The organism is Pseudomonas sp. H3_E07, from assembly GCF_054668895.1.
Map to the genome: position 1 here is coordinate 277,331 of NZ_CP162795.1, position 25,626 is coordinate 302,956.

General features: G+C 61.0%; 25 protein-coding genes. 7 read left to right on the forward strand and 18 right to left on the reverse strand.

Features of this window, described 5'->3' with window-relative positions; genetic code table 11:
• The first annotated feature begins 278 nt into the window (after window positions 1–278).
• From AB4O08_RS01235 to AB4O08_RS01245, 3 genes are all read left to right on the forward strand, one after another.
• Window positions 279–554, forward strand: coding sequence for a hypothetical protein (locus tag AB4O08_RS01235; RefSeq protein WP_021491717.1), 276 nt, complete (start codon window positions 279–281; stop codon window positions 552–554).
• Between the two features lie 111 nt (window positions 555–665).
• Window positions 666–896 carry a hypothetical protein gene (locus tag AB4O08_RS01240; protein WP_010211011.1) on the forward strand — a complete coding sequence of 77 codons (231 nt, stop codon included), beginning with the start codon at window positions 666–668 and terminating at the stop codon, window positions 894–896.
• Window positions 897–964: 68 nt separating this feature from the next.
• A complete protein-coding gene (locus tag AB4O08_RS01245; protein ID WP_010211012.1) occupies window positions 965–1,201 on the forward strand; it encodes a DUF2789 domain-containing protein in 237 nt (78 codons plus the stop codon).
• A gap of 6 nt (window positions 1,202–1,207) precedes the next feature.
• On the opposite strand, the gene AB4O08_RS01250 is transcribed toward AB4O08_RS01245, so the two are convergent.
• From AB4O08_RS01250 to AB4O08_RS01315, 14 genes are all read right to left on the reverse strand, one after another.
• Window positions 1,208–1,411, reverse strand: a complete 204-nt coding sequence (locus tag AB4O08_RS01250; protein ID WP_010211013.1) for a hypothetical protein — start codon at window positions 1,409–1,411, stop codon at window positions 1,208–1,210.
• A 115-nt stretch (window positions 1,412–1,526) separates the two neighbouring features.
• Window positions 1,527–3,209 (reverse strand): methyl-accepting chemotaxis protein, encoded by a 1,683-nt coding sequence (locus tag AB4O08_RS01255; RefSeq protein ID WP_370737432.1) that lies wholly within the window; start codon window positions 3,207–3,209, stop codon window positions 1,527–1,529.
• A 93-nt stretch (window positions 3,210–3,302) separates the two neighbouring features.
• Window positions 3,303–3,707 carry a TraR/DksA family transcriptional regulator gene (locus tag AB4O08_RS01260; RefSeq protein ID WP_003191666.1) on the reverse strand — a complete coding sequence of 135 codons (405 nt, stop codon included), beginning with the start codon at window positions 3,705–3,707 and terminating at the stop codon, window positions 3,303–3,305.
• Window positions 3,708–4,130: 423 nt separating this feature from the next.
• On the reverse strand, window positions 4,131–5,153 hold the full coding sequence (locus tag AB4O08_RS01265; protein ID WP_010211015.1) for an ABC transporter permease: 1,023 nt from the start codon (window positions 5,151–5,153) through the stop codon (window positions 4,131–4,133).
• Window positions 5,154–5,179: 26 nt separating this feature from the next.
• Window positions 5,180–6,733, reverse strand: coding sequence for a sugar ABC transporter ATP-binding protein (locus AB4O08_RS01270; RefSeq protein WP_010211017.1), 1,554 nt, complete (start codon window positions 6,731–6,733; stop codon window positions 5,180–5,182).
• A 65-nt stretch (window positions 6,734–6,798) separates the two neighbouring features.
• Window positions 6,799–7,728, reverse strand: a complete 930-nt coding sequence (locus AB4O08_RS01275; protein ID WP_042572060.1) for a sugar ABC transporter substrate-binding protein — start codon at window positions 7,726–7,728, stop codon at window positions 6,799–6,801.
• 48 nt (window positions 7,729–7,776) lie between these two features.
• On the reverse strand, window positions 7,777–7,953 hold the full coding sequence (locus AB4O08_RS01280; RefSeq protein ID WP_460114652.1) for a hypothetical protein: 177 nt from the start codon (window positions 7,951–7,953) through the stop codon (window positions 7,777–7,779).
• 125 nt (window positions 7,954–8,078) lie between these two features.
• Complete coding sequence (locus tag AB4O08_RS01285) at window positions 8,079–9,107, reverse strand: Gfo/Idh/MocA family protein (RefSeq protein WP_044287033.1); 1,029 nt, start codon at window positions 9,105–9,107, stop codon at window positions 8,079–8,081.
• Between the two features lie 155 nt (window positions 9,108–9,262).
• The gene (locus tag AB4O08_RS01290; RefSeq protein WP_021491721.1) at window positions 9,263–10,273 is read right to left on the reverse strand and encodes a bifunctional inositol 2-dehydrogenase/D-chiro-inositol 1-dehydrogenase; all 1,011 of its coding nucleotides are present in this window, start codon (window positions 10,271–10,273) and stop codon (window positions 9,263–9,265) included.
• A 19-nt stretch (window positions 10,274–10,292) separates the two neighbouring features.
• Window positions 10,293–12,224, reverse strand: a complete 1,932-nt coding sequence (gene iolD / locus AB4O08_RS01295; protein WP_460114653.1) for a 3D-(3,5/4)-trihydroxycyclohexane-1,2-dione acylhydrolase (decyclizing) — start codon at window positions 12,222–12,224, stop codon at window positions 10,293–10,295.
• Window positions 12,225–12,373: 149 nt separating this feature from the next.
• Entirely contained in the window at window positions 12,374–13,195 is an 822-nt protein-coding gene (locus AB4O08_RS01300; protein WP_021491723.1) for a TIM barrel protein, read from the reverse strand.
• Between the two features lie 28 nt (window positions 13,196–13,223).
• Window positions 13,224–14,012 (reverse strand): 5-deoxy-glucuronate isomerase, encoded by a 789-nt coding sequence (gene iolB, locus AB4O08_RS01305; RefSeq protein ID WP_010211023.1) that lies wholly within the window; start codon window positions 14,010–14,012, stop codon window positions 13,224–13,226.
• Between the two features lie 3 nt (window positions 14,013–14,015).
• On the reverse strand, window positions 14,016–14,903 hold the full coding sequence (gene iolE, locus AB4O08_RS01310; RefSeq protein ID WP_010211024.1) for a myo-inosose-2 dehydratase: 888 nt from the start codon (window positions 14,901–14,903) through the stop codon (window positions 14,016–14,018).
• Between the two features lie 150 nt (window positions 14,904–15,053).
• Window positions 15,054–16,991 (reverse strand): bifunctional 5-dehydro-2-deoxygluconokinase/5-dehydro-2-deoxyphosphogluconate aldolase, encoded by a 1,938-nt coding sequence (locus tag AB4O08_RS01315; protein WP_021491725.1) that lies wholly within the window; start codon window positions 16,989–16,991, stop codon window positions 15,054–15,056.
• 284 nt (window positions 16,992–17,275) lie between these two features.
• Here AB4O08_RS01315 and AB4O08_RS01320 point away from each other — a divergent pair, with 284 nt between their 5' ends.
• Complete coding sequence (locus AB4O08_RS01320) at window positions 17,276–18,184, forward strand: MurR/RpiR family transcriptional regulator (protein WP_010211026.1); 909 nt, start codon at window positions 17,276–17,278, stop codon at window positions 18,182–18,184.
• 6 nt (window positions 18,185–18,190) lie between these two features.
• Here the strand turns inward: AB4O08_RS01320 and pdxR are convergent, their stop codons facing one another.
• The gene (pdxR, locus tag AB4O08_RS01325; protein ID WP_042572055.1) at window positions 18,191–19,603 is read right to left on the reverse strand and encodes a MocR-like pyridoxine biosynthesis transcription factor PdxR; all 1,413 of its coding nucleotides are present in this window, start codon (window positions 19,601–19,603) and stop codon (window positions 18,191–18,193) included.
• 92 nt (window positions 19,604–19,695) lie between these two features.
• On the opposite strand from pdxR, the gene AB4O08_RS01330 reads away from it, so the two are divergent.
• Window positions 19,696–20,907, forward strand: coding sequence for a multidrug effflux MFS transporter (locus tag AB4O08_RS01330; protein WP_021491727.1), 1,212 nt, complete (start codon window positions 19,696–19,698; stop codon window positions 20,905–20,907).
• Between the two features lie 117 nt (window positions 20,908–21,024).
• Here the strand turns inward: AB4O08_RS01330 and AB4O08_RS01335 are convergent, their stop codons facing one another.
• The gene (locus tag AB4O08_RS01335; RefSeq protein WP_021491728.1) at window positions 21,025–21,930 is read right to left on the reverse strand and encodes a hypothetical protein; all 906 of its coding nucleotides are present in this window, start codon (window positions 21,928–21,930) and stop codon (window positions 21,025–21,027) included.
• Between the two features lie 334 nt (window positions 21,931–22,264).
• On the opposite strand from AB4O08_RS01335, the gene AB4O08_RS01340 reads away from it, so the two are divergent.
• Complete coding sequence (locus AB4O08_RS01340) at window positions 22,265–22,948, forward strand: response regulator transcription factor (RefSeq protein ID WP_010211030.1); 684 nt, start codon at window positions 22,265–22,267, stop codon at window positions 22,946–22,948.
• Window positions 22,926–24,317, forward strand: a complete 1,392-nt coding sequence (locus tag AB4O08_RS01345) for a sensor histidine kinase (protein ID WP_010211031.1) — start codon at window positions 22,926–22,928, stop codon at window positions 24,315–24,317. The genes AB4O08_RS01340 and AB4O08_RS01345 overlap by 23 nt, the downstream gene beginning before the upstream one ends.
• 58 nt (window positions 24,318–24,375) lie before the next feature.
• Here the strand turns inward: AB4O08_RS01345 and AB4O08_RS01350 are convergent, their stop codons facing one another.
• Together AB4O08_RS01350 and AB4O08_RS01355 are read right to left on the reverse strand one after the other, a co-directional pair.
• Window positions 24,376–24,792, reverse strand: a complete 417-nt coding sequence (locus tag AB4O08_RS01350) for an SRPBCC family protein (RefSeq protein WP_029529162.1) — start codon at window positions 24,790–24,792, stop codon at window positions 24,376–24,378.
• Between the two features lie 29 nt (window positions 24,793–24,821).
• On the reverse strand, window positions 24,822–25,619 hold the full coding sequence (locus AB4O08_RS01355; RefSeq protein WP_106119689.1) for an SDR family NAD(P)-dependent oxidoreductase: 798 nt from the start codon (window positions 25,617–25,619) through the stop codon (window positions 24,822–24,824).
• Window positions 25,620–25,626: the final 7 nt, after the last annotated feature.

Below are 25,626 nucleotides of genomic sequence, written 5' to 3' on the forward strand. Positions count from 1 at the left end.
TCGCGCCGCAAGACTAGTACGGACGTACGCGATGGACCTTGTGCAAGGTCATCAGGCACCACAGGAGATCACAGGTTCAACGGCCCGAGAATGCGGGCCGACCAACTTCAGAGAATAACCCAATTAAAAATGCAGTTTTCCGACAAGCAAACACAAATAAACACGCTGTCATGGAACCGGGCGCAGATCGCCGACGACAATACTAAAACAGCAGCACCGATCAAAACCACCCAAAACGTTGCAATCAAGTCAACCGGATCGATCGAAAGGAGCAGGCCATGCAACGATCAACCTACAATGCAATGTCTTCGCACACCCGTCCATCATCTCAGGGCGAGGCTCAATACTACTGCTTGGGCGGCTTCGAGGGGTACTCGGATTCGGTTCTTTTCCAAGTCGTACCTGCCGGCAAAAACTTCTTCCACATCCGTGAAGTGCTCAGCGGCCGAATAAAAGGCTTTCGCAGCGGCCATGTCAAGGCCTGCGAACTGGCCAAGAAACTTGAAGCCCAGTTGCAAGCACCTCATGGAGCGGTCGTTTCGTCCGCCCGATAACTTAACTGCGCCGCCGACCCGCAACAACTGCCATACTGGCCCGTCCACTGAAGTTTGTGCCCTGCGGGCCCAGGTTTCTCCAGTGCAGTTATCTCCAAGGGAAGGCTCTACGTGACGGAATTTGATATCGGCGAATTTTTCATCCATGGCGACGCGAGGGAAGTAGACGGAGAGTTCCAAGCAGTGATCATCATGCGGGCCAAGCCACCGCTGACCACCGTCACCACCCACCAGGTGGAAAAAGACCGTTGGTTCAAAACCGTCGACGCGGCGGCCACCGCCGCAAAAGAATCCGCCAAGGCCCTGAAGGCCGCCGTGGATTCCGGGGCACTCAATTCCTGATAATCCGATAGAACTCTGCTGCACCACAACCCTCCCATGCATAACGACCACCCTGCATGGAGAACGAAATGGACGCGCCAATCCCTACCCTGGAAACCCTGTTTGAACAACTGGGCCTGGACTCAACCCCGGAAGCCATCGACGCCTTTATCGTCGCGCACCCTTTGCCTGAGGACGTGAAACTGATCGATGCACCGTTCTGGTCCGATCAGCAAGCTGCCTTTCTAAAGGAAGAGCTGCGCGACGACGCTGAATGGGCGATTCCCGTGGATGAACTGAATCAACGCCTGCATCAATCACAGTAAGCCGAATCAATGCAGGCTGTCCGACTGCTCCAGGCGCAACAGCGCCTGCCAGGCGGCCCTGCACTCTTCAGCTTCATCACGACTGGCGAAGGCGGTGCCGCGCTGCTCACCGTTGAGCAACACCACCCAGCAAGCCTTCTGGCCCAGCGCACGCAGGGTTTGGGGTACGCCACTGCCAATCATCACGGCGACATCGACTTTGTTTTGCATGGAGCTTCTCCGCAGCATTAGTTAGCTGGCTAACAATGTTGGCCATGCTACGGTTTTCCTCGCGTTGGAAAAAGCTATCCCCGGAATAGCTCCATTGCATAAACAGCAATAATCCTTAGCGCCCGCCTTTCATCTCTTCGGGCTTATAGCCCAGCCGCAAGCCGCCCCAATGCCGACCCTTGACCATGATCGGCACCGACAGGTCGTGCATCAGCTCTCCGGTATCACGGGTATAGGTTTGCAGCAAGACTGCCTGCTGGTGGCTTCCACAACGGATCCCGGTGCGGTCTTCGAATTTGCGCTTGGTGCGATTCTGCACGGCATCCACCTGAACATCGCCGGTCAGCGCGTGGGAAAACGCCTTGTTATGCGTCGGCACATAGCCCTGCGGCGTGCAGGCAATCGCGAAGACCAAGCCTTCATGCCGTGGCAACAGCGCTTCCTGGATCGCCGGCAACACCTGGTCGGTGTAGCCGTCGAACCGGGTGTGGTATTTGCTCGGGCTGGTATTGGCAATCAGCGTGTAGCTGCGGTCAAACAGATCATCCAGGCTGATGCGGTTCTGCTGCACATCGGCTTCGAACTGCGCGGCAATCTGGCTGGCGCCTTCACGGGCCAGGTCATAGATGCGCTGGTGATAATCATCCAGCCCTACTTCCGCCAGACGCTCGCTGATGGTTTCGGCCTGCCCTTCCATCTGCACGGCGGCATCGGCCAACTGACGGGTTTGCTGGTCGCTGACGGCCAGGTCGCTGCGCATCTGCTCAACAGCATGGAACAAGCTGTCGAGCTGGGTGCGATTGGTGTCAGTGCCCTGGGCGATCTCATTCACCTGGCCTTCCACATCTGCGGACAACCTGGCGATGTTTTGCAGCTGCTCGCCGGCGTGCTCTACCTGTTCAACGCCAGTCTGCAAGTCGGTCGAGAGCTGACGAATCTGCTCCACCACCTGGACGGTGCGTTGCTGGATATCCGCGACCATCACGCCGACTTCATCGGTGGCCGTAGCCGTACGCCCTGCCAACCCGCGCACCTCATCCGCGACGACCGCAAACCCACGCCCATGCTCACCGGCCCGCGCCGCTTCGATCGCGGCGTTAAGCGCCAAAAGGTTGGTCTGGCTGGCGATGGACTGGATCACCAGGGTCACCCGCTGGATTTCCTCGCTGCGCAGGCTCAAGGCTTCGATCAGCTCACGACTGGCGTTGGCACGCTGGCTGAGCTGATGCATGCGGGTGATCGATTGGGTCAGCACTTCGCGGCCTTCAGTGCTGCGTTGATGGGCCTGGCTGGCGGCACCCAGCGCGTCGCGGCTGAGTTGAGAGGTGAGCTTTTCGGTGCCGATCATTACTTCGGCACTGCTGACAATCTGCTTGGCCGCGCCCAATTGCGACTGCAGGCGAGCCGCCAGTTGCTTGACCGAATAGGCTACCGCGGCTGCGGACAGGGCGTTATGGCTGGTGGTGTAGGACAGGTCGCGAGTCAACTCGCCCATCCCATCGCCGACCTCAGAAGGCGCGCTGGCAGGCGCGCGACTTTTCAGGCGAGGCAGCCAGATCACCAGCAGGGCCAGTGGCAGGCAAAGGTAGAGCGGCAGGCTGGCGAGCGCCAAGCCAAGCAGGACCAACACCAGGGCGGCGCTCTGCAACAGTGGCGTCAGCCAGCCGGGCAGCCCGCGCGCCACCGCTTGCGGTGACACTGCTGCGCCCATCAGAGATCCGTCTCCAGCCATCTTCGTTACCCCACTGTTTGTCATTATTGTCGCTGCATTAAACGCCACTATCGGGCCATTATCCATGGGCCTTTAGTGGGGTAGCTTGCAGCAGATCAATAGACGGGGTGTAACGGGTCTTTCCCGGGGAGCCGCAGGACGGCCCCCCGCTTCACCGCATCAGGCTTGGCGCTGATGCTTGTCGATCTGCTCGTGGCGCTCTTGCGCTTCGATGCAGTACTTGGTGGTCGGGCTGATCAGCAGGCGCTTGAGGCCGATAGGCTCGCCGCTGTCATCGCACCAGCCGAAGGAATCTTCCTTGATACGCTCCAGTGCGCGCTCAAGTTGCGGCAGCATGCGCTGGTCGCGGTCGATGGCGTTGACCAGCCAGGTACGCTCTTCTTCCACGGAAGCGGCGTCGGCCGGATCGGCCGGGGTGTCCAGGCTTTCAATGGCGATACGGTTCTGTTCAATGCGCTCGTGGTGTTCCACTTTCATGTCTTGCAGCAACTTCTCGAAAAAAGCGTGCTGTTCGGCATTCATGTAGTCATCCGCCGGCATGGCCAGCAACTTTTCCTTTGTCATTGATTTCTCTATAAAAAATACGTGCATTAAGGCGAATAAGGGAGCGTTCCGGCCGACCTTTGCAGGTCTCGGAAGGGCGCCATCCATTTCAAGCGCCACCCGGCACTCAATTTACGAGGGGCGGCAGTCTAAGGCCGACTTGAGGGCGCAGCAACTGAAAAGACAGGCAATTTTTCCGAGATAACCCCCAAAAGCACCAGGACGGGCTCGGCGAATGGTCATCGGAGTGCGTTTATAGCAAGAAATTCAGTGTTGTGGAGCTATATAGAAGACAAACGGTTAGAACTGATCGACGAGGGATCCCATGTGGGAGCGGGTTTGCTCGCGAATGCTGAGTATCAGTCAGCACATCCGGTACTGATACACCGCATTCGCGAGCAAGCCCGCTCCCACAACTTGTCTCGCGTCAGACAGGAAATTCAGTCAGCGTTTGAGTTTGCGCTTGTTGCGGTATTGGTCGATCACCACCGCCACCACAATGATCAGGCCCTTGATGATGTCCTGGATGTACGCGTCCACCCCGACAAAGGTAAACCCGCTGGCCATCACCCCAAGGATCAGCGCGCCAATCACGGTGCCGGTGATGCGCCCTACCCCGCCCGCCAGGCTGGTACCGCCGATCACTGCCGCAGCAATCGCATCCAGCTCATAAGACATGCCCATGCCGGCCTGGCCGGTCGCGGCACGTGCCGAGGCCACCACACCCGCCAGACCAGCCAGAAGACCGGCGATGCTGTACACGATGATCAGGTGGCGCTTGACGTTGATCCCCGAGGTACGCGCGGCCTGCATGTTGCCGCCAATCGCATAGGTGTACTTGCCGTACTTGGTGTAACGCAGCGCAATATGGAAGATCACCGCCACCACCAGGAAGATGATCACCGGCATCGCGCCATGGCCGATGGCCGTGTACGAGTCCGAAAGCATGCTCACCGGCTGGCCTTCAGTGTAGTAACGCGCCAGGCCACGGGCCGAGACCATCATGCCGAGGGTGGCAATGAACGGCGGAATACCGGTGACGGCGATGATGCTGCCGTTGATCGCACCCGCCAGCAGTCCCACACCCAGCCCCATCGCCACGGGGATCCACACCGGCAAGTCGGTCAGGCTCGGGAACACCGCACGGGAGAAGTCGGAAGTCTGTGCCAAACTCGCCGCGATCATCGCCGACAGCGCCAACACCGAGCCGGAGGACAGATCAATACCCGTGGTGATGATGACTTGGGTCACGCCGATCGCCAGCAGGCCGATGATCGACACTTGCAGGATCATCAGCACCAGGCGCTGGGAGTTCATCAGGAAGCTCTGGTCACGCACGATCCAGCCGAACAGCTCGAAGACCAGGCCGATGCCGATCAGCACCAGGAAGATGCTCAGCTCGGTTGGCAGGCGTCGACGACTTTTGGTGGGTACCGTCGCGGGTTTGTTATCTGTTATTGCGTTCATAGCCCTTCACCTTCTTATTCTGTACGTCAGTGGACTGCCGTCATCCCGGAGGCCAACTGCATGACTTTTTCCTGGGTCGCTTCGCTGCGGTCCAAGGTGCCCATCAACTCGCCTTCGTGCATCACCATGACCCGGTCGCTCATGCCCAGCACTTCGGGCAATTCGGAGGAAATCATGATCACGGCCATGCCTTCACTGGCGAGGAAAGCGATCAATCGGTAGATCTCGGCCTTGGCGCCCACGTCGATTCCACGGGTGGGTTCATCGAGGATCAGCAGACGCGGGTTGGTCATCAGCCAGCGCGCCAGCAAAGCCTTCTGCTGGTTGCCGCCGGACAAGGTGTCGATGCACTGTTCAAGGGACGGGGTTTTCACCCGCAGCTTCTTGCACATGTCTTCGCACAGCGCACGCAGGGCTTTCTGCTGGATAAAGCCGTTGCCGGTGTAGTGCGGCAATACCGCCATTTCCATGTTTTCCAGCACCGACAGGCAGGGGAACAGGCCGCTGAGCTTGCGGTCCTCGGTCAACAGCGCAAAGCCTTTCTCGATGGCCATGTGCGGGTCGCTAATGCGCACCGCCTTGCCATCCAGGGTGATCTGACCGCTGCTGCTGGGGGTGATACCAAAAATGGTTTCCGCCACATTGGTACGGCCCGAGCCCATCAAGCCGGCAATACCGAGGATTTCACCGGCGTGCAGGTCGAACGACACATCCTTGAATACGCCGTCCAGCGTCAGGTCGCGCACCGTCAGCAACAGGTCGCCGATGGGCGTCTCGCGTAGCGGGAACAACTGGCTCAGCTCACGACCGACCATCATCGAAATCAGACTGTCGCTGTTCATGCTGTCGGCGCGTTGCAGGCCGATGTAGTGCCCGTCACGGAACACCGCCACTTCATCGGCGATGGCGAACACTTCGTTCATTTTATGGGTGATGTAAACGATGCCTTTGCCCTGGGACTTGAGGTCGGCAATGATCGAAAACAGGTGGGCCACTTCCTTCTCGGTAATGGCCGATGTCGGTTCATCCATGATCAGGATGTCGGAGTCGTAGGACACGGCCTTGGCAATCTCGACCATCTGCCGCTCGGCGATGCTCAGGTTGCCCACCTGTTCCTCGGGGTCCAGGTTGATACGCAGGCGCGCCAGCAGTTCGGCGGTGCAGCGGTGCATTTCGCGGTGGTTGACCATGTGCAGGCTGTTGAGCTGCTCGCGGCCGATCCAGATATTCTCGGCGATGCTCATGTGCGGCATCAGGTTGAGTTCCTGGTGGATCATCGCGATCCCGGCCTTCTGGGCCGCCAGGGGCGTTTCAAACACGATCGGCTTGCCACGCAGGCGGATTTCCCCGGCGTCGGGCTGGTAGATGCCGGCGATGATTTTCATCAACGTCGACTTGCCCGCACCGTTCTCGCCCATCAGCGCCAGCACGGTGCCAGGGCGCACCCGCAGTTGCACGTCGGCCAGGGCCACGACGCCGGGAAAGCCTTTGCTGATGTTGACGATTTCCAGCAGGTAGGGTTCTTCCAGCGTCTGAGGCTGAAGACTGGGAGGCTGCGAGACAGTCGCTTGAGCGAGCATAAGGAGGTACTCCATCTGCAGGGCGGCCGAAACCGCCCTGCCGGCTTATTGTTGTTATCCAGGGGCTACTTGAAGTCTTTGACGTTGTCCGGGGTGATCAGTTGGAACGGGATCACCACGTTCTGCTCGATAGGCTCGTTCTTGGCCATCTTGCGCGCCGTCTCCACCGACTTGTCGGCCTGGCCCTTTGCATCCTGGAAGGCCGACACCGTCATGTCACCCTTGGTGATCGCATTCAGGCCATCCGGCGTGCCGTCGACACCGGCGATCAACACGCCTTTCTTGCCCGCCGATTTCAGGGCCATGGCGGCACCGATCGCCATCTCATCGTTGTTCGACAGCACCGCCTGGAAGTCACGGCCCTGGGTCAGCCAGTCGTTGACCAGGGTCATGCCCCTGTCACGCAGCCAGATACCGGTCTGTTCCTGCTCGATCTTGATGCCTGGGTACTTGGTCAGGACCTCCTTCACACCTTTGGTACGGTTGGTGGTGGAGTTGTTCGCCAGGTCACCCAGCAGAATCACGATATTGCCTTTGCCGCCGAGCTTTTCGGCGATGTACTGCATCTGCAGCTTCCCGGCCTCGACGTCATCGGACGTCACCGCCGCAACACCGGGGGCCAATGTTGGGCTGTCAGGACGACGGTTGACGAACACCAGCGGAATTTTCGCAGCGGTGGCGGCCTTGATGATATTGGCCGTCGACGCGGTATCCACCGGGTTGACGATGATCGCGTCGACTTTCTGGCTGATAAAGTTCTCGACCTGGCTCAGTTGCTTGACCACGTCGGCACGGGCGTCTTCGAACTGCAATTGCACGCCATCACCCTTGGGATAGGACTTGGCTTGCTTGTCCATGTCTTCGCGCAGGTAGGTGAGAAAGGTGTCATCAAAGGCGGACATGCTCACGCCTATCTTCAGATCGGCGGCAGAGGCAACACCGCTGGCGAGCAGCATGGACAGGGCCAGCGCGGTAAAACGGATCGGGGTCTTCATGAACGGTCTGTCTCCACTTTCTTGTTGGTTTTTTGGACGTTGCGTTTATCAGAGCTCTGCAGGCAGCCGGACGACGGGGGCACCCGGAATACAGCACACCAGCGCACCTTTGTTTTCGACGCACAGCACATTAAGGAAGGAGAAGTAGAACGGCCGGGCGCGGGGCAGACCGCGTGGCGTAAGAGCGGGGCGTAAAACTCGCAGTACAGCGTTGAAGATTTTCATCTGACGGTACCTGGTTGTTTTGATCTTGTTTTTGTTGAGTCGCGCGGATCAAGCCGAACGTACTTTATGCAACCTGGAAAAGACTTTATTGGAAAATAATTTCCATATCAACCTGTTTTAGAATTTTATTCTATTTTTGTTGAAACCACCTGCTGGCGCTCGGCGCTCAGGCGTGCGGCGTCCAATATACGGGTGGTTTCCAGAGCGTCATAGGCATCCACCGGCAGCGGTCCCTGCCCGTGTACAGCCAGTTGCAACTGTCGATAGAACTGCGTCCAGCAGCCCTTCTCCGACGGTACCCGCTCGCGCTCCGGGCCTTGCTCGAACCATCCCCAACGTCGATGCTCTTCGGCGCCCCAATGCTCGCCTTCGGTTTTCGGCGACTTGCCGGCCATCAAGGCTTCTTCCTGGCCGTCGAGGCCTTCGACGGTGTAACAGCCTGCGCTGCCACTGACCCGAAAGCGCGGCGCCTGGCTGTTTTGCAACGCGCTGCCCCACAGGTGGGAGATCACGCCGTTGGCATGGGTCAGCGAGACAAAGAAGCCGTGATCTACCGTGGGGTGTTCGACGGTGTAGTGCAGTTGGGCGAATACACGATCAACCGGGCCAAACAGTTGCAACGCCTGGTCGACCAAATGGCTGCCCAGGTCGCGCAGCCAGCCGCCACCGCTGGCGTTGCCCACGGCTTGCGGGCTGTAGCGCTCCACACGGGATTCAAAGCGGTTGATCTTGCCCAGGGCGCCGGCATCAATGAGCTTGCGCAGCGTCAGGTAGTCCGAGTCCCAGCGTCGGTTCTGGTACACGCTGAGCAGCGTGCCCTGGCGCTCGGCGGCGGTGATCAGCGCCTGGGCCTGTTCAGCGTTGGCGGCGAAGGGTTTGTCGCTGACGACGGCAACGCCGTGTTCGATGGCTTCCAGCACCAGGGCTGGGCGGCCTTTGAGGGTGGTGGAGACGACCAGAGCGTCGACGCCGACTTCAACGATCTGGCCGATGTTGTCAAAAGCTCTGACACTGGGGTGGTCGGTTGCCAGTTGCTGGCGGCGTTCAGGTGAGCGAGTCACCACGCCGACAAACGTCGCACCTGGCAGGGTTGCAATCAGCGGCGCATGAAAAAAGCGCCCTCCGTGGCCGTAGCCGACTAGACCGATGCGCATGCATACACTCCTTAATGAAGGGGAAACCCAATCAAAATGTGGGAGCGGGCTTGCTCGCGAATGCGGTGTGTCAGATACACATTCTTTAACTGACACATCGCATTCGCGAGCAAGCCCGCTCCCACACTGACTGCTTTCCATCTGTGGGATCGCGGTCAGCCGTAGAAGTGTGGGCGGTCCGGCAAGCTCACTTTCACAATCTGCTCACTGTTCTGCGCCTCAATACACGCATCCGCCGCCACCGCCGCCGCAAAGCCATCCCACGCCGACGGTCCACCGACCTGTCCCGCACGCACGCTGTCGATGAACGCCTGCAACTCCACGTCGTATGCGCCGATAAACCGATCCTTCCAATCCATCAGGATCGCGTTGGACAGCTTCGCGCCGCTGCGCAGTTGCACCTGGGACGGCTCCGGCAGCTTGGCGATGCCGGTCTCCCCCACCACTTCGCACTGGATGTCATAGCCGTACTGGCAGTTCACGAACACTTCCACATCGATGCGCGTGCCCTTGGCAGTCTCCAACAGCACGATCTGCGGGTCGCGCAGATGGGCGAGCGCCTTGCTGGATTTGCGCGGAAACACCACTTGCACCGAGACGTAGTCATCGTTGAGCAACCACCGCAGCACATCCAGTTCGTGGATCAGGGTGTCGGTGATCGCCATGTCGGTCTTGTAGTTCTCGCCCACCGTCGGGTTGCGATGCGCGCAGTGCAGCATCAGCGGCTCGCCGATCTGGCCGCTGTCGATCACGGCTTTGAGGGCGCGATAGCCTTCATCGTAAGGGCGCATGAAGCCGACCTGCACCAGGCGTTTGCCGAAAGCTACTTCGGCATCGACGATCTTGCGGCAGCCTTCGGCGGTGACCGCCAAGGGTTTTTCGCAGAACACCGGTTTGCCGGCGGCGATGGCGGCCAGCACGAATTCTTCGTGGCTCGGGCCCCAGGAGGTGACGAGGACCGCTTCGACCTCGGGTGAATGGATCAGCGCATGGCCGTCGGCGTACACCTCGGCGCTGATGTTCAAGTCAGCCACCACCTTGGCGGCTTGCTCCAGGTTGATGTCAGTCACCGCCACCACTTGGCTGTTGAGCAAGGTCTGACTGCAGCGACGGATATGGTCCCGGCCGATAGCGCCTGTACCGATCACACCCAGTTTCAAAGACATACAAACACTCCTCTTGTTATTAGTACTGCCGGGCCTTCGCCAGGTGTTCATTGAGTTTTTTCGCGGCGGCATTCGTGCGTTCGCTGGTGGAGACCTGCGCCACGCCCACCCGCCACCACGACAGGTAGCCGTGGATCATGGTCTTGGGCAGCACCTTGATATCGATCAGCGTGGAAACCGTCTGCTTACGTGCATCGGTCAGTGCCGCTTCGAGCTGTTCCACGCTGCTGACCTTGTAGGTCTTGCAGCCATAGGCCGCTGCGCTCATGGCGAAATCCACCGGTACAAGGCCACCGTCAAGCTTGCCGCTCTCGGGGTTGCGGTAGCGGAATTCGGTGCCGAAGCTGTCCATACCGTTGCCGATCTGCAGGTTGTTGATGCAGCCGAACGCCATATTGTCGAGCAGCACCACGTTGATCTTGCGCCGCTCCTGGATCGAGGTCGCCAGTTCCGAGTGCAGCATCATGTAGGCCCCATCGCCGACCAAGGCGTAGACCTCTTTGGTCGGCTCCGCGAGTTTCACGCCCAGGGCCGCGTTGATCTCGTACCCCATGCACGAATAGCCGTACTCGACGTGGTAGGTGTTGACGCCCTTGCTGCGCCAGGCACGCTGCAAATCGCCGGGCAGGCTGCCGGCGGCGGCGACGATGATCGCGTCGTCGGCCAGGGCCTCATTCAATACGCCCAGCACGCGGCTTTGGGTCAGGCACGAGCCGGTCAGCTCGATAAATTCACGCAGCACCGCGCGGTCCAGGTGGTCGTCGACCTCAGGCACGAAACCGTCGCCGGCATACTCCACCTGATGCACGCGGTCCACTTCGGCCTCCAACTGCGCCTTGGCCTCAGCGATCTGCCCGCCCCAGCCGGAACGGTAATCGCCCAGGGCATCGGCCAGTGCTTCGAGGGCGACGTGCGCGTCGGCCAACACCTGTACGCCGTCGAGTTTCAGGGCATCGCAGGGGCTGATATTGAGGTTGAGAAACTTCACCTCGGCATGCTTGAACAGCGATTTTGACGAGGTGGTGAAGTCGGTGTAGCGCGTGCCGATACCAATGATCAGGTCCGCTTCGGGCGCCAGCAGATTCGCCGCCAGGCAGCCGGTTTCACCAATCCCGCCGACGTTCAGCGGATGACTGGAAACCACGGCGCTCTTACCCGCCTGGGTTTCCGCGAAGGGAATATCAAACCGTTCAGCAAAGGCTTGCAGCGCGGCATTGGCGCCGGAGTACTTCACGCCGCCACCGCAGATGATCAGCGGCTTGCGCTTGCCCCGGAACGCCGCCAACGCATCGCCGATCATCGCGGCGGTGGCCGGGCGGCGGTCGATACGGTGCACACGTTTTTGCAGGAAGTAGTCCGGGTAATCCCAAGCCTCGCCCTGCACATCCTGGGGCAGCGCCAGGGTCACCGCGCCGGTTTCGGCAGGATCGGTGAGCACGCGCATGGCGTGAATCGCCGCCGTCATCAGCTGCTCAGGCCGGTTGATGCGGTCCCAGTACTTGCTGACGGAACGGAACGCATCGTTGGTGCTGATGCTCAAGTCGTGGAACTGCTCGATCTGCTGCAACACCGGGTCGGGCTGGCGGCTGGCGTAGACATCGCCGGGCAGCAACAGCAACGGGATACGGTTGGCGGTGGCGGTCGCCGCCGCGGTAAGCATATTCGCAGCACCCGGGCCGACGGAGGCGGTGCAGGCGTAGATCTTGCGGCGCAGGTGCTGCTTGGCGAAACCAATCGCGGCATGCGCCATGCCCTGCTCGTTGCGGCCCTGGTGCACCACCAGGTCGCCGGCGTCCTGTTCAAGGGCCTGGCCCAGGCCCAGCACATTGCCGTGGCCGAAAATGGTGAACACGCCGGCGACGAACTTGCTTTGTACGCCGTCGACTTCGATGTATTGGTTATCCAGGAACTTCACCAGGGCCTGGGCCATGGTCAATCTTGTTGTGGTCATGTTCGCACCTTGTATGAATGCAAATCTGTCGATCAACAGTGATCCCATGTGGGAGCGGGCTTGCTCGCGAAAGCGATGGGTCAGTAAGTCAATCCGGTGACTGACACACCGCCTTCGCGAGCTCGCCCGCTCCCACAAGTTATCCGCTGTCAGTTCCGGGATTTGTTCAGATGGGCAATGCTCGCGCCCAACGCTTGCTGGATATCCGCCAGCTCGTGCACGCTTGTCGCAAACGGTTCGAACGACAGGTAGCCGCTGTAACCGCTGCTGAGCAAGGTGTCGATCTGCGCGGCGTTGCCGAGGATATCGCCCTCGCCCACCAGCACCCGGTGACCGTCGCGAATCGATTGGAGCGGCGCCTCGGCATCTTCCACACCGGAGATATGCACCAGCCCGGTCAACTCCGGAAAAAACTCATGTTCGCCGGCCAGGTGATGATGGAAGGTGTCGTGCACCAGGCGAAACACATCCAGGCCGCCGATGGACTGGATCGCGTTCACCGCCACGCGCTTACGGCGCATGGCGCATTCTTCGAAGCCCAGGGGCTCGATAAACCCGAGAATCCCGTACTCGCGCAGGATCGGCGCCAGCTCGCTCAACGCAGTGCGCAAACCGGCGGCACGCTGGGCTTCGTTGCGGGTGTCGCCGGGTTCATTGAACGGACACATCACCAAGCCCTGCGCACCGCATTCGCGAGCATACGTGGCGAGCGCTATCGCCTGGGCGCGGCGCTCGTCATTCCACACATCGAAGGGGTACAGCGCGTTGATCGACAGCACCGTGATACCCTGGGCCGCACACAATTCACGCACGCGGCTGGCCGGGGTGCCGTATTCGATCTGACGATCCTTGAGGTCGTTGCGAATCTCAATGGCATCGCATTTCAAGGCCACGGCCAGTTGGATGAAATCCGGCAGGGACAGGTTGGGCGCGACCATACGGTTAAGGGCGAAACGTAGAGGCGACTTCATTCTTGTTGTTCTCCGTCCAAACCGCTGATTAAAGGTCCAGCAGCCAACTGTGCTGCGGGTCGTTATGGAAATGCCAGGCGCGCTTGGGGCCGGCCATCACGTTCAGGTAATAAGACTCGTAGCCATAGGGCACGCTAACCGGGTGATACCCCTTGGGCACCACCACCAGGTCGCTGTTTTCCACGGCCATGGCCTGGTCGATGCTGCGGTCGTCGGTGTAAACGCGCTGGAACACGAAGCCCTGGGGCGGGTTGATCTGGTGGTAGTAGGTTTCTTCCAGGAAGCTCTGGTGCGGCAGGTCATCGGTGTCGTGCTTGTGCGGCGGGTAACTCGACGAATGCCCGGACGGCGTACGTACTTCCACCACCAGCAGGGAATGGGCCGGCTCGCTGTCGGGCAGGATGTCGCAGACGTAGCGGGTGTTGGCGCCCTTGCCGCGTACGCTGCGCTTGCAATTTTCCGGGCGGATCAGACGCGGCTCGTAGCCCACGGTGCCCGGTGCGGCGCATACGGCAATCTGTACGTCGCTCAACGCGGTGACCAGGGCATCAGTGCCCGGCGGCAGGTAGGCGGCGAACGGGGATTTGTCTTCAAACACCGATTGTCGATCGCCCAGGTTCTGCCAGTTGAAACCTTCGCCTTCGATGTTCACCCGGCCGCTGAGCAGCACCAGGCACAGTTCTTTATCACCGGCACTGACCGGCAGGGTTTCCCCCAGGCTCAGGCGGTACGCGCAAAAGCCCACATACTCCAGGCGTCCGGCTTCCAGGGCGACCATGGTCTGGCCGCGTTTGCTGCTTTTGACCAACAAACTCATCACTCAAGTCCTCTCGTTGAGAAGCGCACGCAAGGTGTCATAGCCTTTTTTTGCATAGATATAGCTGGGTGCGACCGCCGGGTCCTGTTCGGCTTCCACCACCAGCCAACCTTCGTATTGGGCGGCCAGCAGCACATCGAGCAATTCGGCGAAGTCGATATCGCCATCACCGGGCACGGTGAAAGTGCCGTTGACGATGCAGTCGGGGAAGCTCCACATCTGGTTGCGCGCCAGTTGCACCACCGCCTTGCGCACGTCCTTGAAATGCACGTGGCAGACGCGGTCGATGTGTTTGCGCAGCACCTCAATGGGCTCGCCGCCGCCCATGTAGCAGTGGCCCGAATCGAACAGCAGGCCGACTTCCGGGCCGGTACGGCGCATCAGTTGGTCGATGTCTTCCGGAGATTCAACATAAGCGCCCATATGGTGGTGGTACGCCAGGCGCACGCCTTGGGACAGGGTGAAACGCGCCAGTTCGGTGAGTTTGTCGGCGTAGTCCTGCCAGGCTTGTTCGCTGTGAAAGCGCGGGCGTTCGATCAGGCGGATGCGCGAGCCCTGGATTGAATCGGCCACCTCGCCGTACACCAGCACCGTAGCGCCATTGTGTTTGAGCAACTCGACATGCCCGGCGATGGCCTCGATTTCTTCAGCCACCGAGCGCCGGGCCAGGCGGCTGGAGTACCAGCCGGAGACCAGCGCCAGGTCATAAGGGCGCAACACATCGCCGACGCCCTTGGCGTCCTTGGGGAATTTGCCGTTGAGTTCGAAGCCTTCGTAGCCGATGTCCTTGCCTTCGCTCAGGGCGGTGCTCAGAGGCGTTTCGCCGCCCAGGGCGGGGAGGTCATCGTTGCTCCAGGAGATCGGGTTGATGCCAATTCGGATTGCGGGCATGGCTGCACCTTTTGTTTTTATCTGACTTGAGCCTGGTGAGATTTGCGTTATGTGGGAGCGGGCTTGCTCGCGAATGCGGTCTATCAGATCGCAATTCTTTAACTGACCCACCGCGCTCGCGAGCAAGCCCGCTCCCACATTTGACCGTGTTTAATTTCGGGCACTGCGCCAGGCGTTTATGAGCTGTTCAAAGGTGGCCTGGACTTGCTGAATCAAAACCTCATCATCAATCTCCCCCGCCATCCACGCCCGGCTCGGCTCCTGGAAGATCGTGCGGCCAACGGCAAACCCTCGGCAGGTCGTGCTCTGGCTGGCCTGCTGGAAGCCGTCGGCGAGAAACTCGGCCGACGCATTCAGGCCCAGCAGCACCACGCCACGGCAGTACGGGTCGCGCTCCTGGATCAGTTCGTCGAGCTTCTTCCAGTCCTCGGCCGACTGCGCCTCGATCTTCCACCACGCCGGGTAGATACCCAGGTTGTACAGACGCTTGAGACTGCGGTAGAGCACGTCGGGGTAAGTCGACGGGTGATCCTTGGGCGGGATGACTTCCAGCAGCAGTTCATGGCCGCTGACAATCGACGCTTCGTACACTGCCTTGAGTTGCGCTTCCTGTTCCAGGCGCAGCAGCGGCTCGTCGTCGGGATGGAATTGCACCAGGCACTTGATGATCTGCTCCTGGGGCCAGGCAATCAGGTTGCTGCCCACCGAGCGACCGTGTTCGAACGCCAGGGGACGCGAGTTCTGCACTTCCACCGGACGCGCAATCCACCAGCCGCGACCGCTGGCGGCGTTGAGCGCATCCTGGCCGAAGCGCTGGTCAGCGAGCAGGCCGACGTCGGCCTCGACGCCTTGCTCTGCGAGTTTTTTCTCCACGCGCTCAATGGCCTGGATGAACAGTTGCTTGGCGTCACTGATGCGCGCCAGGTCCTGGCCGCCTTTCTGCGCCAGGTCCACCAGCTGCCAGCGATGATCGAAGGCAAACACGAACAGTTGTTTCCAGGCCTTGCGCGGCACCGTCACACGGTGCAGACGTTGCAGGGTCAGGTCCTGGTCCGGTCGGGTAATCGGTACCGGGCTGTTGAACAGGTATTCCAGCTCCGCCGGCGTGGGCATGGCCGGGGCGCAGGCGTGGCGTGAGACGACCAGGCCGCCACAGGCATTGGCCAACTGGCTGCAACGCTCGTCACTCGCATCGTTGATCCAGCCGCTGAGGAAGCCCGACATGAACGCATCGCCGGCACCGAGCACATTGAGCACTTCTACACGCACACCGGGGTAGATGGCGCCGTCTTCAAGACGTGCGGGAATGGCGCCGTGGATCACTGTGCAACCCTGCGGGCCGAGCTTGACCACCAGGGTCGCCGGGGTCAGTTCGCGCACCTTGCGCAGCGCAGTGAGCAAGTCTTCACTGCCCCCCGCGATGAGGAATTCTTCTTCAGTGCCGACGATCAGATCAAAGCGCGGCAGGATCTTCTGTACATGCTGGCTGACATTCTGGTCGGCGACAAAACGGGTTTCACCATCAGCCTTGCCCGCCAGGCCCCACAGTACGGGGCGGTAGTCGATATCCAGCACGCGCTGGACGTTGTGCTTGGCCGCGTAATCCAGCGCCTGGATGCTGGCCTTGTACACGCCGTCGGTGGAGAAATGCGTGCCGGTGATCAACAACGCCTTGCTGGAGGCGATAAAGGCTTCGCTGATGTCTTCGGCGCGCAGGGCCATGTCGGCGCAGTTTTCGCGGTAGAACACCAGGGGAAAGGTTTCGCGGTCCTTGAGACCAAGCAGGACCAGCGCGGTGAGGCGTTCCGGATCGACCTTGATGCCGCTGACATCACAGCCTTCGCGGGCCAGGGACTCCACCAGGAAGCGCCCCATATGGTCATCGCCGACCCGGCTCAACATCGCCGACCTGAGGCCCAGCCTGGCGGTGCCGAAGGCGATGTTGGCGGAGGAACCGCCGAGGTACTTGGCAAAGCTGGACACGTCCTCAAGCCGCGCACCCACTTGCTGCGCATAGAGGTCGACGCCCAGGCGCCCGAGGCAAATCAGATCCAATTGACGCCCACTGGCAAAACGAGTCTGGCCCATGCTGGCTCCTGTTATTTTTATCAGCCTGCGTTGTACCGACGTGGCGACGGCAAACGCTCTTGGTGGGAGCAGACTAGAACGTCCGGCGACGCCAATCAATATTTATTCCAGATATTTTTTCATTGGAATATTTTTTCCATTAAGCTCGTACAGGGGCACTCCCACCACAGTGCATCGTTTCAGCAGGCCACGCCGGCCGTGATGCCAAGGTATTTTTTTGCGCCTACCCTGTAGACTTGCGCTACCCATCAGCGCAACAGACAAAAACGCCAGAAGGATTACCCATGTCCCGCACCGATCCCGAGACCACCCTGGAAGACACCATCGCCAGCCCTCCGATCAATGCAGAGCGCCTGTTGCAACTGATCACCGACGAATACGAGAGCCTGCCGCGCCAACTCAAGCGTATCGCCAGCTACATGAGCCAGCAGAGCGACCGGATCATGGTCGACCGCATCAGCGACATCGCCCGCGAGTGCGAAGTGCACCCGTCGGCCATCGTGCGCTTCTCGCAGCGCTTCGGGTTCAGTGGGTTCAGTGAGATGCAGGCGCTGTTCCGCGAGGCCTACACCCACAAGACCACGCCGGTGCAGAACTATCAGCAGCGCATCCGCAGCATGATCGCCAACAAGTCGCAGAAAGCCAGCGGCGGCGACCTGGCGCGCGAGTGCGTCAACGCGACCCTGTCCGGCATCGAGCGCCTGGGGCTGGAGTTGGATGATGTCGCTTTCGACAAAGCCGTGGACCTGGTGGTGAATGCCGACAATATCTACGTGGTCGGCGTGCGCCGCTCCTTCGCGGTGGCGGACTACCTGGTCTACAACCTGCAGCACACCAACAAACGCATCCATCTGATCTCAGGCCTGGGCGGCAGCTACCGCGAACAGATGCGCAGCGTGCGCGCCAATGACCTGGTGATCGCCATCAGCTTCACGCCCTACGGCAAAGAGACGCAGCATTGCCTGCGCATCGCCCAGCATCATCAGGCCAAGACCCTGATCATCACCGACAGCAACCTGTCGCCCCTGGCCAAGCGGGCGAACGCGGTGCTGTTGGTGAATGAAGGTTCGTCGTTTGCCTTCCGCTCGTTGAGCGCCACCCTGTGCCTGTGCCAGGCGTTGTTTATTGCGGTGGCGTACCGGTTGGAGTTGAAGGTGGATGAGATTCACGAGCAAGTCGGGTTCGACGACTGACGACGCCTACCACAACTGCGCCAACGCGCGGCCGTGGTAGCGGATCTGCGCCAGGGTCAGTGCCGTGTAGCCAATGATCACCGCCGGCGGCAAGGTCACCCCGTGACAGAACTTGCCCAGCGGCTGCAGCGTCAAGCCTGCTTCAGCAGCGCGGTTGCAGAATTCGACCTCTTCGACACCCGCTGGCAGCCACATCACAAAATGCAATCCGGCCTGCTGGCCGCTGACCGCGCAGTGCCCGCCCAGGCACTCCAGCAACGTATCGCGTCGGGCCTGGTACGCCTGGCGCGAGGCACGCAAATGACGTACGAAGGCGCCGCTGCGCAAGAACTCCACCAGCCCCAATTGATCAGTGGCCCCCACCGAATGCCCGGTGAGTTGCAAGGTGCGCAACAGTCCGCGGCGCAACACCTTGGGCACCACCATGAAGCCTACGCGCAAGCCGGGGAACAGGTTCTTGTTGAAGCTGCCGCAATAGATCACGCGGTCGGCCGAATCCAGGGATTTGAGCGCCGCCAGCGGCGCGGTGTTGTAGTTGTACTCGCTGTCGTAATCGTCTTCGACCACCCAGGCGTCGGCGCGAGCGGCCCAGTCCAGCAACGCCAGGCGACGGGATACCGACAGGGTCATGCCCAGCGGCGCCTGGTGCGCCGGTGTGACATAGGCCAAGCGCGCCCTCTCAGGGAGTTGGCCAGTGTCGAGGCCCTCGGCAGTGACGGGAATACCCTGCACATTGGCGCCTGCCAGGGCGAACAGACGCCGCGCCGGCAGGTAGCCGGGGTCTTCGACACAGGCCGTCTCGCCCGTCTTGAGCACACTGCGCGCAATCAAGTCGAGGGCATGACGGATGCCGGTGGTGACGATCACTTCATCGGCCTCGCAGTGCAGGCCGCGATAGCTGCGCAGGTAGTCGGCGATCTGTGCGCGCAATTCAGGCAGGCCGGCCGGGTGCGATGCTTCCAGCACGCCCGGCCCTGCTGCCAGCAACCCACGGGAGATGCAGCGGGCCCAGGTCTTCAGGTCAAACAGACTGGCATCCGGGCGGCGTGCGACAAAGGGCACATGGCTCTGCACACCGACATCCGGCGGATCAGGCTCCGCAGGGCGACGAGGTATGTCCTTGGCCAACGGCGCGGCGATGAACTGCTCCGGGATTACCGCACACACCCGCGTGCCAGACCCGGCGACGCGTTTTACATAGCCTTCGCTGTGCAGGCGGTCGAACACGGCTTCCAGCGTGCCACGTGACACCCACCAGCGCTCGGCCAGGCTGCGCGTGGAGGGCAAGCGGCTGCCCGCCGGCAATTGCCGGTTGAGGATCGCCCCGCGCAAGGCTTCGTAGGCGCCCTGCTGCTTGCCCGCGCCCAGCGTGTCGGGACGCGGCAGGTCGAGCACGGATGCGGTTTTTCCTCGGCGCATAGTGGTCCTATCAAACAAGGCATAAGTGGTCCTCAGGATTAAACCACAATACAGCTAGAGTCCGGGCTCTACTCCTTGCTTCGAGACGCCCCATGACTCAACGCGCCCTCTCCACCGGGTTCTGGCTGATGCTGCTGACCGCGCTCATCGCCTTGCCACGCGTCACCCTGGACATTCACCTGCCGGCCCTACCCGCCATGGCTGACTATTTCCACACCAGCGACAGCCAGTTGCAACTGACCCTCACGCTGTACGCCCTCGGCTCGGCGATTTCGCTGCTGGTCAGTGGGCCACTCACCGACCGCTTCGGCCGTCGTCCGGTATTGCTGGTCGGGTTGTTCCTGTATGTCCTCGCCACGGCAGCGTGCGCCCTGGCGGACAACCTCGCCGTGTTGATCATCGCGCGCCTGTTCCAGGCCTTGGGCGGTTGCTGCACCACCGTGATCGGCCGCGTGATAGTGCGTGACTACTTCGACCGCGACGAACAGGCACGCCTGCTCGGCCTGATCTCCATGGCCATGGCCATCTCACCCATGGCCGCGCCGGTACTGGGCAGCCTGATGCTGCCGTTCATCAACTGGCGCGGGCTGTTCGTGCTGCTGGGGGGGATCGGAGCTGTGCTGTGCGGGGTGGTGTATCGCCGCCTGCCCGAAACCCGCCCGCCGGAAGTCGCCGCCGCCCCGCCGCAGGGACTGCTGCGCCTCTACGGCCAGTTGCTGCGCGATCGTTATTTTCTGCGTTACGCCTTGGCCATCGGTTGCGTGTACAGCACCTACTTTCCGTTTATCAGTGAGTCATCGGCGCTGCTGCAACGCGGCTTCCATCTGTCCGCCACGGCGTATGCCCTGGTGTTCGCCGCCACGATCAGCGGCTACATGCTGGGCGCGAATCTGTTCCGGCGCCTGGTCAGGCGCTTTGACCCGGACCGCTTGATCGCCGTGGGGATAGGCCTGAATCTGCTGGGCAGCGTCACTCTTGCACTGGCCACAACGGCACTGCCAGGGGAATGGCTGGCGATTGTGTTGCCAATGGTACTGATCATGGTATCGGTGGGTATGACGATTCCGGCCTGTCAGCTGTCGGTGCTGCAGCCTTATGGCGCAATCGCGGGAACGGCATCCGGGCTGTTCTTTTTCACCCAGATGTTGCTGACGGCGGTGAGCAGTTGGGCGACCGGGTTGTTGTCCGATGGCACCTCTGCGCCATTGGTGATCATGACATCGGTCGCGAGTGTGTTACTGGTGACCAGTTGGCTGGCCTTGCAGCAAAAAGCCGCGCCTGTTACTCAGGCGCGGCTTGGATGAAACGGTAATCAGTGCATGAAGATCGCGATCAGGATGATCACAGGAATAGGCACACCGAGGAACCAAAGCAGTAGTGAACGCATGATGCTCTCCTTGAAAGAACGGGCCTTGAATGAATTAACGGACGAAGTGTTCGGTTTCCACATACACCACGGCATCGCGACGGCGACCGCCAAAGGTGGCTGCGAAACTGGCGAAGAACGCGCCGATCAACAGAGCAACAAAGGTCCACAGCGACGTGTAGGCAGCGACCTTGGCGGCGGTGTCAGCGGCTTGTTTGGCTTTAAGCTTGGCGTCTTCGACTGCTTTGCGGGCCTCGCCATAGACTTTGTCGATCCGCGCTTCGGCATCCGCCTGGCTGAGGTTGGTGCGCTGGCTGATCAACTGGGCCAGGTAGGCACGGTCTTCAGCGGCCAATTGGCCGTCATTGCTCAGGGTGCGGGTGAAGATGCGGGCAACCACGCCGTGGGCGGCGTCATCGCTGACGGCTACCGGGCGGTCGTCGCGGAACAGGCTGTCGACGTAGTAGTCGAAGTCGCCGCCATTGACACCTTTGGCGGCACTGCCGGCGGCTTGCGTAATGCCGCTGGCCGCGCCGGCTGCAACACTGGCACCGGCTTTCACGCCGCCGCTGACGACACTGCTCACCGAACCGACCACCAGTACTGCAGTAATCAACGTGGCCACAGCCCAGGCCAGGAACCCATGGGCCGTGTCGCGGAAGTACACCTCATCGCCGTGCATATTCGCCCATTTTACCCGCAACCGACCGGCAATATAGCCGCCCAGCCCGGATGCGACGATCTGGGTAAACGCCAGCCAGACAATCGTGGAAATGCCAAGCCCCTTGGCGCTGATGCCACTGTCAGCCCACGGCGACACCGCCGAAAAGCCCAGGCCGAAGCCCAGCAGCACGAGGATCAGGGACAATGCGGCCGCAGCGGCCGCCCCGGCAAAAATCGCCCCCCAGGAAACCCCGGAGAGCGTGCTCGATTCTTGCAGCGTGGATGAGGATGTGATCATTGTTGTTGTGCTCCAAGGCAGAAAAATAGTGTTACAAGTCTCAAAAGGGACAGTGCAGGCACCATGCCAGACAGCAAAAAATTTAAAACCGTTACAAATCATGGAGTTAAGTAAATTGAACTTACTCAAACCATGCAACTTGCAAGAAAGGGCCGTTGCGGGCGGGCGTTATGCATTCCCGTTAGCCGGTCATGAAAGATGTGTCAGTTTTGCCAATATGAAGTTTTATTTAGGAAGCGTTCAGCGATTTCTTGGCAAAATGCCCGCACTTCCGTAGGCGCCGGCTTGCTGGCGATTGCGGTCTTCCCGTGTAAATCGATCACCAGGTAATACCATGACCCGTATTTTGACTATCGAGGATGACGCCGTAACGGCCCGCGAGATCGTCGCCGAGCTGAGTAGCCATGGACTGGATGTAGATTGGGTAGACAACGGCCGCGAAGGCCTGGTCCGCGCCGTGAGTGGCGACTACGACCTGATCACCCTCGACCGCATGCTGCCGGAACTCGATGGCCTGGCCATCGTCACCACGCTGCGCACTATCGGTGTGTCGACGCCGATCCTGATGATCAGCGCCCTCTCCGATGTGGACGAACGTGTGCGCGGCCTGCGTGCCGGCGGTGATGACTACCTCACCAAACCGTTCGCCTCGGATGAAATGGCCGCTCGCGTTGAAGTGCTGCTGCGGCGCAAAAGCACCGTCCAGGAATTCGAAACCGCCCTGCGCGTGGCCGACCTGGAGCTGAACCTGATCAGCCGTGAAGCCAGTCGTGCCGATCAGCCCCTGAGCCTGTTGCCCACCGAATACAAGTTGCTGGAGTTCCTGATGCGCAACACTGGGCAGATCCTGTCGCGGATGATGATTTTCGAGGAAGTCTGGGGCTATCACTTCGACCCCGGCACCAACTTGATCGACGTGCACATCGGCCGTCTGCGCAAGAAGATCGACCCACCGGGCCTCACGCCGCTGATCCGCACGGTACGAGGTTCCGGTTATGTCATTGCTGAACCCCTCTAAGGGCTGGCGCTCTTCCAGCAGCCGCTTGCTGGCGCTGTACAGTTCGTTGTTCGTGGCCTGGAGCTGCATCCTCATGGGGGTGCTGTACTACGAGGTGTCGGGCTATCTGGGCGACCTGTCGCGCCATTCGCTGATGCAGCGCCAGCACCTGTTCCAGCGCTTTGACGGCGAGGAACTGGTGGAAGCCCTGACCACCAGCATGACCTTCGACATGAAGGGCGTGGACGCCTACGGCTTGTTCGATGAGCAGTTCCGCCCTCTCAATGGACCGATCCGCGCGGTGCCGCCCGACTTGCCCCTGGACGGCAAGATCCACGCCCTGACCAACTGCGTCGACTCCGACGACCCCAAGTTGCCCAAGGACAGCTGCGACGCCGTCGCCACCCATACCGATGACGGCCGCTGGCTGGTACTGGTACGCGCCAACGGCTCGCTGTTCGGCGTGACCCGTATCATCTGGCATGCCCTGCTGTGGGCGCTGTCCTTGACGATTATCCCTGGCGCTGCGGGCTGGCATTTGTTGCGTCGTCGACCGTTGCGGCGGATTCGCGGGATCCAGGCCAGCGCCGAAGCCATCGTCGCCGGCGACCTGACCCACCGCCTGCCGCTGTCGAATCGGCGCGACGAACTGGACATGCTCGCGGCCATCGTCAACGCCATGCTTGATCGTATCGAGAAGCTGATGAACGAGGTCAAGGGCGTGTGCGACAACATCGCCCACGACCTGCGCACCCCGCTCACGCGCCTGCGTGCGCAGCTGTACCGCATCAAGCAGGAGGCCGAGGCGGAGTCGGACTACGCGGTGAAACTGGATGACGCGATTGCCGAAACCGACACCCTGATGGCGCGCTTCCGGGGGCTGTTACGTATCTCCGAACTGGAAGACCACCAGCGTCGCTCAGGCTTTTTGGTCATGGATCCGCTGCCACTGTTGCGCGAGTTGCACGACTTCTACCTGCCCCTGGCCGAAGAAGGCGAACTGCAATTGCGGCTCGAAACGCCGGAGTCCCTGCCATGGATCACCGGCGACCGCGCATTGCTGTTCGAAGCCCTCGCCAACCTGCTGAGCAACTCGATCAAGTTCTCCCCACCGGGCGGCGAGGTGATTCTGCGTGGGGTCAACGACGCCGGCAGCACGCGCCTTGAAGTGCACGACTCCGGCCCCGGCATACCCGCAGCGGAACGTGACGCGGTGTTCCAGCGCTTCTATCGCGTGGATGAGAGCGACCAGCAAGGCGGCTTTGGATTGGGCTTGTCGATTGTGGCGGCGATCATCAACCTGCATGGCTTCAGGCTGGAAGTGGGTACGAGTGAGCGAGGCGGTGCACGCCTGGTTCTGGAGTGCCGCCAACAACTCATGCCCGAATAACGCATGCATCACAACACCCTGTAGGAGCCGGCTTGCCGGCTCCTACAGGGGGCGCGGATCAGCCTGGGAAATTGGCCCGCAACGCCTCCAGCCCACCGCTGTAAACACCCGCAAACAACTCTTCCGCCGCCGCATCCGTGGTGCCTGCCGCCGGCGTGAACACACCGGACCAGGTCACTTTCGCCGACGCTTCACCCAACGCCTCGACCTGCACCGTTGCCAGGTATGCACTCACCGGAAATGGCGACTGTTCAATGGTGTAGCTGTAAGTACGGCCGACGTTATCAAAGCTCTGCAAACGCTCCACCACCACCCCGCCATCGGCGGTTTGCAGATGACGCACACGGCCGCCATCAAGGGCCTCGCTTTTGACGATAAACGGCAACCAGTCCGGCAGGCTGTTGAAGCCGCCGATCAATTGCCAGACCTGATCGGCCGATACAGGGATTTCAATCACAGAAGACGCTGTTGCCACGTTAATTACTCCAGAAAATAGAAAACCATTCAGATGGCCATGCTGTCGACCACACCGCCGTCGACCCGCAACGCGGCACCGGTGGTGGCAGAAGACAGGGGTGAAGCAATGTACGCCACCAGGTTGGCGACTTCATCCACATTTGCTGCGCGCTGGATGATCGAGGTTGGCCGTGCGTTTCGCACAAACACATCCGCCTCGTCCCGCGCACTGCGCCCGGATTTTGCGGTGGCGTCCTTGAGCATCTGCTCCAGGCCGTCGGTAAAGGTCGGGCCAGGCAAAACCGCGTTAACCGTCACGCCGGTACCCGCCAGGCGCTTGGCCAAACCATGCGACACCGCCAGGTTGGCGCTCTTGGTCACGCCGTAGTTGATCATGTCCGCCGGGGTAGCCACGCCGGACTCCGACGACAGGAAGATCACTCGCCCCCAGCCCTGCCCGACCATGCCCGGCACGTAATGCCGCGCCAGGCGCACACCGGAGATCACGTTGACTTCATAGAAGCGTGCCCATTCGCTGTCCGGGGCCTCGAAGAAATCCACATCGTTGAAGATACCCAGGTTGTTGACCAGGATGTCGGCGCGCGGTTCGGCGGCGAACAGTTTTTCTGCACCTTCGGCCGTGCCGAGGTCTGCCACCAGCCCGCGCAGGTCCGCGCCGGGGACGGCCTGGCGGATGCTCGCCAAGGCGTCACCCACCTTGCCCGCTTCACGCCCGATCACCACCACGGTGGCGCCGGATGCTGCAAGCGCCTGGCTGATGCCCAGGCCAATGCCGGCCGTGCTGCCGCTGACGATGGCTACTTTACCGCTCACATCAATTTTCATCGGTTGA

Bases quoted from the DNA above. Each gene is read 5' to 3' on its own strand.
- AB4O08_RS01235 (WP_021491717.1), top strand. From the start codon at position 279: ATGCAACGATCAACCTACAATGCAATGTCTTCGCACACCCGTCCATCA.
- AB4O08_RS01245 (WP_010211012.1), top strand. From the start codon at position 965: ATGGACGCGCCAATCCCTACCCTGGAAACCCTGTTTGAACAACTGGGC.
- AB4O08_RS01250 (WP_010211013.1), bottom strand. From the start codon at position 1,411: ATGCAAAACAAAGTCGATGTCGCCGTGATGATTGGCAGTGGCGTACCC.
- AB4O08_RS01255 (WP_370737432.1), bottom strand. From the start codon at position 3,209: ATGGATAATGGCCCGATAGTGGCGTTTAATGCAGCGACAATAATGACA.
- AB4O08_RS01260 (WP_003191666.1), bottom strand. From the start codon at position 3,707: ATGACAAAGGAAAAGTTGCTGGCCATGCCGGCGGATGACTACATGAAT.
- AB4O08_RS01265 (WP_010211015.1), bottom strand. From the start codon at position 5,153: ATGAACGCAATAACAGATAACAAACCCGCGACGGTACCCACCAAAAGT.
- AB4O08_RS01270 (WP_010211017.1), bottom strand. From the start codon at position 6,733: ATGCTCGCTCAAGCGACTGTCTCGCAGCCTCCCAGTCTTCAGCCTCAG.
- AB4O08_RS01275 (WP_042572060.1), bottom strand. From the start codon at position 7,728: ATGAAGACCCCGATCCGTTTTACCGCGCTGGCCCTGTCCATGCTGCTC.
- AB4O08_RS01280 (WP_460114652.1), bottom strand. From the start codon at position 7,953: ATGAAAATCTTCAACGCTGTACTGCGAGTTTTACGCCCCGCTCTTACG.
- AB4O08_RS01285 (WP_044287033.1), bottom strand. From the start codon at position 9,107: ATGCGCATCGGTCTAGTCGGCTACGGCCACGGAGGGCGCTTTTTTCAT.
- AB4O08_RS01290 (WP_021491721.1), bottom strand. From the start codon at position 10,273: ATGTCTTTGAAACTGGGTGTGATCGGTACAGGCGCTATCGGCCGGGAC.
- iolD (WP_460114653.1), bottom strand. From the start codon at position 12,224: ATGACCACAACAAGATTGACCATGGCCCAGGCCCTGGTGAAGTTCCTG.
- AB4O08_RS01300 (WP_021491723.1), bottom strand. From the start codon at position 13,195: ATGAAGTCGCCTCTACGTTTCGCCCTTAACCGTATGGTCGCGCCCAAC.
- iolB (WP_010211023.1), bottom strand. From the start codon at position 14,012: ATGAGTTTGTTGGTCAAAAGCAGCAAACGCGGCCAGACCATGGTCGCC.
- iolE (WP_010211024.1), bottom strand. From the start codon at position 14,903: ATGCCCGCAATCCGAATTGGCATCAACCCGATCTCCTGGAGCAACGAT.
- AB4O08_RS01315 (WP_021491725.1), bottom strand. From the start codon at position 16,991: ATGGGCCAGACTCGTTTTGCCAGTGGGCGTCAATTGGATCTGATTTGC.
- AB4O08_RS01320 (WP_010211026.1), top strand. From the start codon at position 17,276: ATGTCCCGCACCGATCCCGAGACCACCCTGGAAGACACCATCGCCAGC.
- pdxR (WP_042572055.1), bottom strand. From the start codon at position 19,603: ATGCGCCGAGGAAAAACCGCATCCGTGCTCGACCTGCCGCGTCCCGAC.
- AB4O08_RS01330 (WP_021491727.1), top strand. From the start codon at position 19,696: ATGACTCAACGCGCCCTCTCCACCGGGTTCTGGCTGATGCTGCTGACC.
- AB4O08_RS01335 (WP_021491728.1), bottom strand. From the start codon at position 21,930: ATGATCACATCCTCATCCACGCTGCAAGAATCGAGCACGCTCTCCGGG.
- AB4O08_RS01340 (WP_010211030.1), top strand. From the start codon at position 22,265: ATGACCCGTATTTTGACTATCGAGGATGACGCCGTAACGGCCCGCGAG.
- AB4O08_RS01345 (WP_010211031.1), top strand. From the start codon at position 22,926: ATGTCATTGCTGAACCCCTCTAAGGGCTGGCGCTCTTCCAGCAGCCGC.
- AB4O08_RS01355 (WP_106119689.1), bottom strand. From the start codon at position 25,619: ATGAAAATTGATGTGAGCGGTAAAGTAGCCATCGTCAGCGGCAGCACG.